Annotated in this window: 11 protein-coding genes; 3 read left to right on the top strand and 8 right to left on the bottom strand. The window is 69.6% G+C overall.

Features of this window, described 5'->3' with window-relative positions; genetic code table 11:
• Positions 1-95 precede the first annotated feature (95 nt).
• The 5 genes from ACYVOK_RS24990 to ilvD form a co-directional block, all read right to left on the bottom strand.
• A complete protein-coding gene (locus tag ACYVOK_RS24990) occupies positions 96-1,301 on the bottom strand; it encodes a S1 family peptidase (protein WP_460664966.1) in 1,206 nt (401 codons plus the stop codon).
• Between the two features lie 104 nt (positions 1,302-1,405).
• Positions 1,406-2,425, bottom strand: a complete 1,020-nt coding sequence (ilvC, locus tag ACYVOK_RS24985; protein ID WP_460665163.1) for a ketol-acid reductoisomerase — start codon at positions 2,423-2,425, stop codon at positions 1,406-1,408.
• 76 nt (positions 2,426-2,501) lie between these two features.
• Entirely contained in the window at positions 2,502-3,131 is a 630-nt protein-coding gene (gene ilvN, locus ACYVOK_RS24980) for an acetolactate synthase small subunit (protein WP_460664965.1), read from the bottom strand.
• A gap of 76 nt (positions 3,132-3,207) precedes the next feature.
• Entirely contained in the window at positions 3,208-4,956 is a 1,749-nt protein-coding gene (locus tag ACYVOK_RS24975) for an acetolactate synthase large subunit (RefSeq protein ID WP_460664964.1), read from the bottom strand.
• 279 nt (positions 4,957-5,235) lie between these two features.
• Entirely contained in the window at positions 5,236-6,903 is a 1,668-nt protein-coding gene (gene ilvD, locus ACYVOK_RS24970; RefSeq protein WP_460664963.1) for a dihydroxy-acid dehydratase, read from the bottom strand.
• A 69-nt stretch (positions 6,904-6,972) separates the two neighbouring features.
• On the opposite strand from ilvD, the gene ACYVOK_RS24965 reads away from it, so the two are divergent.
• The gene (locus ACYVOK_RS24965) at positions 6,973-7,341 is read left to right on the top strand and encodes a nuclear transport factor 2 family protein (protein ID WP_460664962.1); all 369 of its coding nucleotides are present in this window, start codon (positions 6,973-6,975) and stop codon (positions 7,339-7,341) included.
• Between the two features lie 21 nt (positions 7,342-7,362).
• Here the strand turns inward: ACYVOK_RS24965 and ACYVOK_RS24960 are convergent, their stop codons facing one another.
• The 3 genes from ACYVOK_RS24960 to ACYVOK_RS24950 are packed head-to-tail and all read right to left on the bottom strand — an operon-like array spanning position 7,363 to position 9,670.
• The gene (locus ACYVOK_RS24960) at positions 7,363-7,629 is read right to left on the bottom strand and encodes a MoaD/ThiS family protein (protein ID WP_460664961.1); all 267 of its coding nucleotides are present in this window, start codon (positions 7,627-7,629) and stop codon (positions 7,363-7,365) included.
• A gap of 1 nt (position 7,630) precedes the next feature.
• Complete coding sequence (locus ACYVOK_RS24955; RefSeq protein WP_460664960.1) at positions 7,631-8,728, bottom strand: WD40/YVTN/BNR-like repeat-containing protein; 1,098 nt, start codon at positions 8,726-8,728, stop codon at positions 7,631-7,633.
• Positions 8,729-8,740: 12 nt separating this feature from the next.
• Positions 8,741-9,670, bottom strand: a complete 930-nt coding sequence (locus ACYVOK_RS24950) for a 2-hydroxyacid dehydrogenase (RefSeq protein ID WP_460664959.1) — start codon at positions 9,668-9,670, stop codon at positions 8,741-8,743.
• 70 nt (positions 9,671-9,740) lie between these two features.
• Here ACYVOK_RS24950 and ACYVOK_RS24945 point away from each other — a divergent pair, with 70 nt between their 5' ends.
• Positions 9,741-11,120, top strand: a complete 1,380-nt coding sequence (locus ACYVOK_RS24945) for an FAD-binding oxidoreductase (RefSeq protein WP_460664958.1) — start codon at positions 9,741-9,743, stop codon at positions 11,118-11,120.
• Positions 11,117-12,403 carry a class I SAM-dependent methyltransferase gene (locus ACYVOK_RS24940; protein WP_460664957.1) on the top strand — a complete coding sequence of 429 codons (1,287 nt, stop codon included), beginning with the start codon at positions 11,117-11,119 and terminating at the stop codon, positions 12,401-12,403. The genes ACYVOK_RS24945 and ACYVOK_RS24940 overlap by 4 nt, the downstream gene beginning before the upstream one ends.
• Positions 12,404-12,518: the final 115 nt, after the last annotated feature.

Below are 12,518 nucleotides of genomic sequence, written 5' to 3'. Positions count from 1 at the left end.
GGTAGGGGCTCGTTGAGTCTGAGCACCGCGCTGTGCCCGCTGTGACCGATAGTACCCCGTCCGATCCGGTGCCCGCCGAGGCACCCAGGATCCGGTCAGTCGGTGTCGCAGCTCTGCGGGTCGGTGACCGACGTGCCCAGGTCGAGACGGAGCCGGCCGCTCTCCCGGACGAGCTGGTAGCGCACGTCCAGCCGGTTGCAGGTCTGCCCCTGCGCGCCGTTGGCGTTCGGCGAGAACAGCACGGTGAAGGCCATCCGCACGTTCGCGCCGGCCGTGCCGTGCCTGCTGACCTCGGTCACCCTGGCGCCGAAGAAGTACGACGTCTGGTGGCGGTCGCGGTCCTTCTCCTCCGGGTAGGCGCGGATCAGCCGCCTCGAGTAGACCTGCTGCCGCAGCCCGGCGAAGTCGTGCCGGTTCAGCAGGGTCAGGTAGGTGCCCAGCAGCTTCTGCGACTCCACCGCGAGCGGGGTCGACGCGACCAGCAGATCCGGGACCATCGCGGTCTGCGGGCCCCGCGACCGCTCACAGGTCCCACCCGGCTCGGGCGTGAGCCCGGCAGCGTTGGGTGCCACGTACTGCCGCAGCTTCTCCACCGGAACGATCGTGCTCGTCGCGACCGTCTCACCGGTGACCAGGCCGACCACCCGGCCGGACTTGTCGACGACCGGTCCGCCGAGTTTGGCCGCGTTCATCACCGAACTGAGTGCCTGCGGCTGTTCCGCCGTACCGACGGATCGCGCGGTGAGCTGCCGGGCCGCGGTGTAGCCGAGCAGGGCGCGTTCGGCCTTGGGGTCGGGATCCGCGGTCGCGAGCGGCACCGGTTCGTGGTCGAGACGCCCGATCAGGCGCAGTACGGCGACTCCGTCCGCGCTGATGCCGAGCGGGTTGGCCCGCCGGACCCGGCCGTCCTCGGTCACGATCACCAGCGACAGCGGCTGTTTGACGGCGGACTCGGCGGTCAGGATCCGGCCGTCACCGACCAGGACGCCGGTAGCCTCACCAGTGCCCTCGCAGGTGGTGGCGAGGACGCGGACGACGCCGGACCTGACCGTCTCGCGGACCTTCTCGGTGTCGATCCGCAGGCTCTCCGCGCGCACGTACCAGCCGGCGGTCGCACCGGCGGCGAGGATGACGAGGGTGACGACGAAACCGGCCAGGAAGCGGCCGAACTTCCACGGCTGCCGGGCCGGGCGCGGTGGTTGCGGCGGTCTCGGCGTCCCGGTCTGGAGCTGGGTGAGCGTGGACGCGCCCGCGGGGACCCGCCGAGGCGGCCGCGGCAGCGCGTGCCTGCCGTCCTCCACCACCGGTCACCTCCCCCACAGCGCGTCGGATTCGTCACCGATTGTGCCAAAGGAGAAGGTCCGGGCCACCCAGCTGGGCGCCCGGACCTCTCCCTTGTCGTGCGTCAGCGGGCCGCGGTGCCCTCGACGTAGTCCTCGTCGTGGGACTTGACCCACGCCATCAGGCCGCGCAGTTCCTTGCCGACGGCCTCGATCGGGTGGGACTCGCTCTGCTTCCGGAACTCCGCGAACTCCGGCGCGCCGGCGTCCTGGTCGGCGATGAACCGGGCGGCGAAGGTGCCGTCCTGGATCTCGCTCAGGACCTCCTTCATCCGGGCCTTCACCGACGCGTCGATGATCCGCGGGCCGGACACGTAGTCGCCGTACTCGGCGGTGTCGGACACCGACCAGCGCTGCTTGGCGATACCGCCTTCGTAGATCAGGTCGACGATCAGCTTGAGCTCGTGCAGGCACTCGAAGTACGCGACCTCCGGCTGGTAGCCGGCCTCGGTCAGCGTCTCGAAACCGGCCTGGATCAGCGCGGACACACCACCGCAGAGGACGGCCTGCTCACCGAACAGGTCGGTCTCGGTCTCCTCGGTGAAGGTGGTCTTGATGCCGCCGGCGCGCAGGCCGCCGATGCCCTTGGCGTACGACAGCGCCAGGTCCCAGGCCTTGCCGGAGGCGTCCTGCTCGACCGCGACCAGCACCGGTACGCCGCGGCCCTCGGAGAACTCCCGGCGGACCAGGTGACCCGGGCCCTTCGGGGCGACCATGAACACGTCCACGCCGGCCGGCGGCTTGATGTAGCCGAACCGGATGTTGAAGCCGTGACCGAAGACGAGCGCGTCGCCGTCGACCAGGTTCGGCTCGATCGCCTCGGCGTACAGCTTGCGCTGGGCCGGGTCCGGCGCGAGGACGACGATCACGTCGGCCTCCTCACACGCCTCGGCGGGGGTGACCACCCGCAGGCCCTGGGCCTCGGCCTTGGCCCGGCTCTTCGAACCCTCCGGCAGGCCGACGCGGACGTCGACACCGGAGTCGCGCAGCGACAGTGCGTGGGCGTGGCCCTGGCTGCCGTAACCGAGAACGGCCACGTGGCGGCCCTGGATCACCGACAGGTCGGCGTTGTCGTCGTAGAACATTTCTGCTGCCACTGGTGGCACTTCTCCTCTGAGTTGATGGGGGTACGGCGCGGGTTGCGGGCTCAGCCTGGCGGACTCAGCTCTGACGGGCGACGGATCGGCCCGGCGGCGGCGCCGGCACCGGGTGGTGGGGTCGTTCGGCCGGTTGCGCCTGCACGGTCGGGGTGCCCGACGCGACGTGCGGCGGTGGCACCGGGACCGGCCGCAGTGTGCGGTCGGAGATGGAGCGGCTGCCCCGGCCGATCGCCACCATGCCGGACTGCACCAGCTCGCGGACGCCGAAGGGTTCCAGCACCCGGAGCATGGCCTCGAGTTTCTCGGGATTACCGGTCGCCTCGATCGTGATCGCGTCCGGAGCCACGTCCACCACCTTCGCACGGAACAGCTGGACGGTCTCCAGCACCTGTCCCCTGGTCAGGGTGTCCGCCTTGACCTTCACCAGCAGCAGTTCCCGCTGCACCGTCTGGCTGGGCTCGAGTTCGACGATCTTGATCACGTTCACCAGCTTGTTCAGCTGCTTGGTGATCTGCTCCAACGGCTGCTCGTCCACGCTGACCGCGATGGTCATCCGGGACACCTCGGGGTGCTCGGTCGGCCCGACCGCGAGCGAATCGATGTTGAACCCGCGGCGGGAGATCAGCGCCGCCACCCGGGCCAGCACACCGTGCTTGTTCTCGACCAGGATCGACAGTGTGTGTTTCGACATCATCGTCCTCGCTTCGCTGCGGGCGACGATGTCGCATGGACGCTGTGCTGAATTGTGCCTTCGCTTCGCTCAGTCACTAGAGCTCCTCGGCTTCCCAGGTGGGCGCCATGTCCCGGGCGATCTGGATGTCGTCGTTGCTGGTGCCGGCCGCGACCATCGGCCAGACCATCGCGTCGCGGTGCACGACGAAGTCGACCACCACCGGCGCGTCGTGGACCGCCATCGCCTTCTCGATCGTCGCGTCCACCGAGTCGCGGTCGGAGCAGCGCAGCCCGACACCGCCCATCGCCTCGGCCAGCTTGGCGAAGTCCGGGATCCGGGCCGAGTGCAGGTCGGTGTTGGAGTAGCGCTGGTCGTAGAACAGCGTCTGCCACTGCCGGACCATGCCGAGTGACTGGTTGTTGATCACGGCAACCTTGATCGGGATGCCCTCCAGCGCGCAGGTGACGAGCTCCTGGTTGGTCATCTGGAAGCAGCCGTCGCCGTCGATCGCCCACACGGTCTTGTCCGGCCGGGCGACCTTGGCCCCCATCGCGGCCGGAACGGCGTACCCCATGGTGCCGAGGCCGCCGGAGTTGAGCCAGTGGCCGGGCTTCTCGAACGGCAGGTAGTGCGCGGCCCACATCTGGTGCTGACCGACGCCCGCGGTGTAGACGGCGTCCGGGCCGGCGATCTTGCCGATCCGCTCGATCACGTACTGCGGTGACAGGCTGCCGTCCTCGGGTTCGTCGTACGCGACGGGGTACTTCGTCCTCACCGCGTCGAGCTGGTGGCGCCACGTCTCGTACGACGGGGTGCGGCCGGTGTTGGCGATCTCGGTCCGCAGCGCGGCGATCAGGTCGGTGATGACCTCCTTGCAGTCGCCCACGATCGGCACGTCCGCGGCCCGGTTCTTGCCGATCTCGGCCGGGTCGATGTCGGCGTGGATCACCTTCGCGTCGGGCGCGAACGAGTCGAGCTTGCCGGTCACGCGGTCGTCGAACCGTGCACCCAGACAGATCAGCAGGTCGGAGCGCTGCAGTGCGCCGACCGCGGACACCGAGCCGTGCATACCCGGCATGCCGAAATGCAGCTCGTGGGTGTCCGGCAGCGCGCCGCGGGCCATCAGCGTCGTGACCACCGGGATGCCGAGCAGCTCGGCCAGTTCCTTCAGCTCGGCGTGCGCCTTGGCCCGGATCACGCCGCCGCCGACGTACAGGACCGGCTTCTCGGCGGCCGCGATCAGTCGGGCCGCCTCACGCACCTGCTTGGGGTGCGGGCGGGTCACCGGCCGGTAGCCGGGCAGCGAGAGCTCCGTCGGCCACTGGAAGTCGACCTTGGCCTGCATCGCGTCCTTGGTCACGTCGACGAGCACCGGGCCGGGCCGGCCGGTCGAGGCGATGTGGAACGCCTCCGCGACCGTGCTGGCGATGTCGTTCGGGTCGTTGACCAGGAAGTTGTGCTTGGTGATCGGCATCGTGATGCCGCGGATGTCGGCCTCCTGGAAGGCGTCCGTGCCGATCGCGGCGCTGGCCACCTGACCGGTGATCGCGACCAGCGGGACCGAGTCCATGTACGCGTCGGCGATCGGCGTCACCAGGTTCGTCGCGCCCGGTCCGGAGGTGGCCATGCAGACGCCGACCTTGCCGGACGCCGCGGCGTACCCCTGGGCGGCGTGGCCGGCGCCCTGCTCGTGACGTACCAGGATGTGGCGGATCTGGGTCGAGTCGAGCATCGGGTCGTACGCCGGGAGGATCGCGCCACCCGGGATGCCGAAGACGGTGTCCACCCCGGCATGTTCCAGTGCGCGGATCAGAGCCTGTGCCCCGGTCAGCTGCTCACTCATGAGTGCCTTCCTTGTCCTGTCACGATTTGGCTTCGCGACCGATCCATCCTCGCGCTTGGCTGCCGGCAATGCTCATCCGGGTCGCGGATAGTCGCATTGGCAACAAAAAACCCCCTCCGCCGGGTGGGCTGAAGGGGGCGCGCTCGACTCTGCTGGTCGCGTCAGTCGGCGCGCCGCACAAGTACGAGGAGAATCGATCGCATGTAGGCAACACTCGCCGACACACCGCGACCGGGTCAAGTCAGGCAGCCCGGCATCCCATGATCTGAGATGGCCGTCTTAGATACAGACAGCGCCCTCCGAGGCCGAGCGGACCAGGCGGGTGTACTTGCCGAGGACGCCCTTGGTGATGTTCGGGGCCTGCGGCAGCCAGCCCTTGCGGCGGTCCTCGAGTTCCTCGGGGCTGACGTGGAGTTCCAGGGTCCGGTTCTTCACGTCGAGAGTGATCCGGTCACCGTCCCGGACGAACGCGATCGGGCCGCCGTCGACGGCTTCGGGGGCCACGTGACCGACGCAGAGTCCGGTCGTACCTCCGGAGAAACGGCCGTCGGTCAGCAGCAGGACGTCCTTGCCGAGGCCCGCACCCTTGATCGCACCGGTGACGGCGAGCATCTCGCGCATCCCGGGGCCGCCCTTCGGGCCCTCGTAGCGGATCACCACGACGTCGCCCGGAACCAGGGTCGCCACCGCGTCCATCGCTCCACGCTCGCCGTCGAAGACGCGCGCCGTACCTTCGAAGACGTCCGAGTCGAACCCGGCGCTCTTCACCACCGCCCCCTCGGGAGCAAGCGAGCCGTGCAGGATGGTGATGCCCCCGGTGTGGTGGATCGGCTTGTCCAGGGCGCGGATGATCGTGCCGTCGACGTCCGGCGGGGCGATGTCGGCCAGGTTCTCGGCCATCGTCTTGCCGGTCACGGTCAGGCAGTCACCGTGCAGGAGGCCGGCGTCGAGCAGCGCGCGCATCACCACCGGGATGCCGCCGACCCGGTCGACGTCCGTCATCACGTAGCGCCCGAACGGTTTGAGATCACCGAGGTGAGGCACCCGGTCGCCGATCCGGTTGAAGTCGTCCAGGGTCAGGTCGACCTCGGCCTCGCGCGCGATCGCGAGCAGGTGCAGTACGGCGTTCGTCGAGCCGCCGAGCGCCATCACCACGGCGATGGCGTTCTCGAACGCTTCCCTGGTGAGGACCTGGCGGGCCGTGATCCCCTTCTGCAGCAGGCCGACGACGGCCTCACCCGACTTGCGCGCATAGCCGTCGCGGCGGCGGTCCACCGCGGGCGGGGCCGCCGAACCGGGGAGCGACATGCCGAGGGCCTCGGCGGAGGCGGCCATGGTGTTGGCCGTGTACATGCCGCCGCAGGCACCTTCGCCCGGGCAGATCGCGCGCTCGACCGCATCCACCTCTTCCCGGGTGATCAGGCCGCGAACACAGGCGCCGACCGCCTCGAAGGCGTCGATGATCGTGACGTCCTTGTCGCCGAGCCGGCCCGGCATGATCGAACCGGCGTACAGGAAGACCGACGCGAGATCGAGGCGGGCCGCGGCCATCAGCATGCCGGGCAGCGACTTGTCGCAGCCGGCCAGCAGCACCGAGCCGTCCAGCCGCTCGGCCTCCATCACCGTCTCGACCGAGTCGGCGATGATCTCCCGGCTGACGAGTGAGTAGTGCATGCCGACATGGCCCATCGAGATGCCGTCGGACACGCTGATCGTGCCGAACTCCAGCGGATAGCCGCCGGCCGCGTGCACACCCTCCTTGACCGCCTTCGCGAGCCGGTCCAGGGACAGGTTGCACGGGGTGATCTCGTTCCAGCTCGACGCGACGCCGACCTGCGGTTTCGCCCAGTCGTCGTCGCCCATCCCGACCGCGCGGAGCATGCCGCGCGAGGCAGTCGCCTCGAGTCCGTCGGTGACCGTCCGGCTGCGTGGCTTCACATCGACCATGCCCACACTCTACGGCTGGGCTTTCGCGCAGTAACCCGCCTGTCGGTTCACCGGCCTACCCTGAGGCCGGTGAACCAACTGCGCACCTACATCGATGCCTGGCGACGGCACGACATACCGGCGGTTCTCGACACGCTCACCGAGGACTGCGTGGTGATCGAGTCCTACGGACCGGTCTATCGCGGCCGGGAGCGGGTCGAGCAGTGGATGAACGCCTGGTTCACAGCAGGCGGCACCGTCGACCGGTGGGAGATCACCACGGAGGCCTCGGCCGGCTCGATGCTTGTCGCCGAGTGGCACTTCGAGTGCACCTGGGAGGGCAAGCCCGGCGCGTTCGACGGCGCGACCGTGGCGCGGCTCGAGGGCGGCCGGGTCGGCTACCTCCGTGAGTACGCGACGACTGCGGCGCTGTACGACTGGACCGGCACCTGGCGTTAGTCCGCGTCCCTTTGTGAGGTCTCAGCCGCCGGCGACGCTGGGGAGGATGAGGAGTTCGTCGCCGTCCTTGAGCGGGGTGCCGAGGCCGTCGAGGTCGCGGATGTTGTCGTTGCCGAGGTAGATGTTGACGTGGCGTCGTACGGCGCCCTGTTCGTCGGTGAGGCGTCGCCGCAGGACCGGGTCCAGGGCGGCGACGACCTCGCCGACGGTGGCGCCGTCGGCCTCGACCCGTTCGGCGCCGCCGACCAATGGTCTGAGCACGGTCGGCAGCTTGACCCCGATCGCCACGTCAGCCCACCACTGCGGCTCGTACCGTCAACACGTCCGGCAGGTGCCGCGCGACCTCGGTCCACGTGTCGCCCGCGTCCGCGCTGGCGTAGACGCAGCCGTCCCGGGTGCCGAGGTACACCCCCGCTGGGTCGGCCGTGTCCGTGCACATCGCGTCGCGTAGGACCGGCGCGTACGACGGCACGTCCGGCAACCCCTTCGACAGCGGCTCCCAGGTTGCTCCGGCATCGCGGGAACGGAAGACCCGGCACTTCGCGTCGGTGGGGATCCGGTTCCCGTCGGCGACCAGCGGGAAGACGTACACCGTCTCCGGCTCATGCGGATGCACCGCGATCGGGAACCCGAAGTCCGACGGCAACCCGTCCGCGATCGACTCCCAGGTCTTCCCGCCGTTGTCGGACCGGTAGACGCCGTGATGGTTCTGCGCGAACATCCGCTCCGGTACGTCGGGGTGCGCGGCCAGCTTGTGCACACACTGACCGAACTCGGGGTAGGGATCGGGGAAGAAGTACGCCTTGATCCCCTGGTTCGCCGGGGACCACGACTCGCCGCCGTCGGTCGTCTGGTAGACCCCGCCGGTCGACATCGCGACACTGACCCGGTCGGGATCCGTCGGATGCGGCAGCACGGTGTGGACCGCCTGACCGCCGAACCCGGCACCCCAGTCCTTGCGATGCGGGTGGTCCCACAGGCCGCGGACCAGCTCGAACGTCACTCCCCCGTCGGTCGACTTCCACAGCGCGGACGGCTGCGTCCCGGCGTACACGACGTCCGGCTGACCGGGCGGACCCGGCTGGATCTGCCAGACCCGCTCGAGCGAGGTCTCGGCCTCCGTCGGGAACCCGATCGAGCCCTCCGGCTGCTCGTCCCAGGTCTTGCCGAGGTCGTCGCTGTGGAAGACCGCCGGCCCCCAGTGCTCACTCGTCCCACCGGCGAACACGCGCGGCCGGTCGCCGCGGGTGTCGATCCCCACCGCGTACACGCCCTGCATCTCGAACTGCGGCACCGGACCGTCGAGCGTCCAGTCGCGGCGCTCGGCGTCGCTGCGGCCGATCCAGAGCCCCTTCTTGGTCCCGATCAGCAGTACGGCCTCGGACATCATCGTCCTCCTTTACCGCGGTGGACCCCCCACCACGTTGATCAATGGTTCGCTCGCGGCGTACCGCTCCAGCTGAGCGCGGACCAGCCGGGCCACCCGCGGCGCGAACGCCGTCGAGGCGCCGCCGCGGTGCGGGTTGATCAGCACGTTCGGAGCAGACCACAGCGGATGCCCGACCGGCAACGGCTCGGGATCGGTCACGTCCAGCGCGGCCCGAACCCGGCCGGTGGACAACTCGGCCAGTAGTGCGTCGGTGTCAACGACGACACCACGCGCGACGTTCACCAGCAGCGCGCCGTCCTTCAGCTGGGCGAGGAACTTGGCGTCCACCAGCCCGCGCGTCTCAGGCGTCGCCGGAGTCAGCAGGACGACGACGTCCGCGAGCGGCAGCAACTCCGGCAACTCGGTGATCGGGTGCACACCCTCCCGCTCCCGCCGCGCGACCCGGATGATCTCGCACTCGAACCCGGTCAGCCGCCGCTCGAGCGCCTCGCCGATCGACCCGTACCCGAGGATCAGCACGGTCCGATCCGCGAGCGAGTCGTCCAGTTCGTCGTACGACGTCGGCCAGACCTGCTCGGCCTGGTTGCGGACGGCACGCGCGAGGCGACGGTACGACGCCAGGATCAGGCCGACCGCGAGCTCGGCGGTGGACGCGTCGTGGACACCCCGGGCGTTGCACAAGGTCACACCCTCGGCCAGATGCGGCAGCACGTTCTCGAAACCGGCCGTCTGGAGCTGCACGACCTTCAGCGCCGGCATGTCGCGGACGACCTCGACCACCTCGGGACCGCCCATGTACGCGGGCACGTAGAACTCCACCCGGTCCAGCGACGCCGGCGGCTCGCCACCGGCGTACCACTCCACGTCGAATCCCGCGGGCAGCCCACCGAGAGTCGCGTCCGCGTCCTCCCACGGCAGCCATGCCTTCACATCAGCCATGTCCAGAACCTACTCGCCCGGTCGGACAATTTTCATCCCGTCGCCCACAGGTTCGTCGTACATTGGACCGGTGCCTTCGACACCGGATGTGGCCACGACCGTCGCGCACGATCAAGCGGTGGGGCGGCTGCGGTCGTCGTACCAGCGCATCCCTCCAGGAGAGCCGGTGCGGCTGGCCAAGCGCAGCTCGAACCTGTTCCGGCCGCGGACGGACCTCGACCGGCCCGGTCTGGACGTGTCCGGGCTGACCGGGGTGATCGACGTCGACCCCGTCGCTCGGACGGCCGACGTCCAGGGCATGTGCACATACGAGGACCTGGTCGCGGCGACCCTCCCGCACGGGCTGACGCCGATGGTCGTCCCGCAGTTGAAGACCATCACGCTCGGCGGCGCGGTGACCGGGCTCGGGATCGAGTCGTCGTCGTTCCGGGCCGGCCTGCCGCACGAGTCGGTGCTCGAAATGGACATCCTCACCGGCGCCGGCGACATCGTCACCGCCCGGCCGGACGGTGAGCACGCGGACCTGTTCCGGACCTTCCCGAACTCCTACGGCACCCTCGGCTACGCGACCCGGCTGCGGATCGAACTCGACCGCATCTCGCCTTACATCGCGCTCCGGCACGTCCGGATCGAACTGGACCGGCTGGGCGCCGCGATCGAGGAGATCGTTGCCTCGGGCATGTACGACGACGAGCCGGTGCACTTCGTGGACGGTGTCGCCTTCAGCCCGTCCGAGGCGTACCTGACGCTCGGCCGCAACAGCGACGCCGCGGTGCAGACGAGCGACTACACCGGTCAGCAGATCTACTACCGCTCGATCCAGCAGCGGCCGAAGGACTTCCTCACCGCGCACGACTACCTGTGGCGCTGGGACACCGACTGGTTCTGGTGCTCGGCCGCGTTCGGTGCGCAGAAACCCCTGGTCCGGCGGCTGTGGCCCAAGCGCTGGCGGCGCAGCGATGTGTTCCACAAGATCGTCGGCTTCGAGAACCGGTACCACGTTGCCGCGCGCATCGATCGCCGCCGCGGCCGGCCGGAACGCGAACGCGTCGTCCAGGATGTGGAGATCCCGGTCAACCGGCTGGCCGGGTTCCTGCGCTGGTTCGACGCCGAGGTCGGGATGCGCCCGGTCTGGCTGTGCCCGTTGCGGCTCCGCGGTACGACGGCCTGGCCGCTTTACCCGCTCGAGCCGGGGACGACGTACGTCAACGTCGGCTTCTGGGGCACCGTGCCGATCGCGCCCGGCGCCGCCGACGGAGACGTCAACCGCCGGATCGAGGCCGCCGTCGCGGAGTTCGACGGGCACAAGTCGTTGTACTCCGACGCTTACTACGACCGAGACACCTTCGACCGGCTCTACAACGTCTCGGCCCTGACTGAGGTGAAGAAACGCTACGACCCTGACGCCCGGCTCACCGGGCTCTACGAGAAGGCGGTGACACGCCGATGACCACCCTGGAGACCCGGGTCTCGATCGCCGACGCACTCACGGCCGTGACTCCGGACGGGCTGCCCTTCCGGTTCACGGCGTACGACGGCAGCGCGACCGGACCGGAAGACTCGCCGATCCACATGCATCTCGCCTCCGAGCGCGGGCTGTCCTACGTGCTGACCGCGCCCGGCGACCTCGGCATGGTCCGTGCCTACGTGATGGGTGACCTGGAGATCACCGGCATCCACCCGGGCAACCCGTACGCGCTGATGCGGCTGATGCTCAACCACCTGCACTTCCACCGGCCCACGCCGGCCGAGGCGCTGCGCATCGTCCGCGGGCTGGGCTGGAACCACCTGAAGCCGCCGCCTCCGCCACCACAGGAGCACCTGCCGAAGTGGCGCCGTACGTTCGAAGGACTGCGGCACTCCCGCAGCCGGGACCGCTCGGCCATCCACCACCACTACGACGTGTCGAACCGGTTCTACGAGTGGATCCTCGGCCCGTCGATGACCTACACCTGCGCGGTCTTTCCGACCGCGGACGCCTCGCTGGAACAGGCGCAGTACGAGAAGTACGACCTGGTCGCACGGAAGCTGGACCTGAAGCCCGGCATGCGGCTGCTCGACGTCGGCTGCGGCTGGGGCGGCATGGTCCGGCACGCGGCCCGCGAGTACGGCGTCAAGGCGCTCGGCGTCACGCTGTCGTCGGCCCAGGCGGAGTGGGCGGCCGAGGCGATCAAACGCGACGGCCTGGAGGACCTGGCCGAGGTCCGGTTCCTCGACTACCGCGACGTCGCCGAACGGGACTTCGACGCGATCAGCTCGATCGGCCTGACCGAACACATCGGGGTGCGGAACTACCCGTCGTACTTCGGCTTCCTGCTCGACCGGCTCAAGCCCGGCGGCCGGCTGCTCAACCACAGCATCACCCGGCCGGACAACCGGTACCGCTCGACCGGCGCGTTCATCGACCGCTACATCTTCCCCGACGGCGAACTGATCGGCTCCGGCCGGATCATCGCCGAGGCCCAGGACGCCGGCTTCGAGGTCCGCCACGAGGAGAACCTGCGCGAACACTACGCCCTCACCCTCGCCGCCTGGTCCGACAACCTGGTCACCCACTGGGACGAGGCAGTCGCCGAGGTCGGCTACCCCATCGCCAAGATCTGGGGCCTCTACCTGGCCGCCTGCCGAGTCGGCTTCGAACGCAACAACACCCAACTCCACCAGGTCCTGGCCGTAAAACTCGACGAAGACGCCAACGCCCACTTCCCCCTCAGACCAACCTGGCTCAGCTGAGCCGCGCCGCACGCCGGCGGATCCTCCCGAACCGGAGGATCCGCCGGGCTTCCTGCCGTCCGGCCAACGCAGCGGCCGGCGTCAACAACGACCCGAGGGCCGATCGGACGGTCCA

It is taken from the genome of Kribbella swartbergensis, assembly GCF_054784135.1.
The sequence above is the reverse complement of the archived record's forward strand: the minus strand, read 5'-3'. Positions and strand labels throughout refer to the sequence as shown.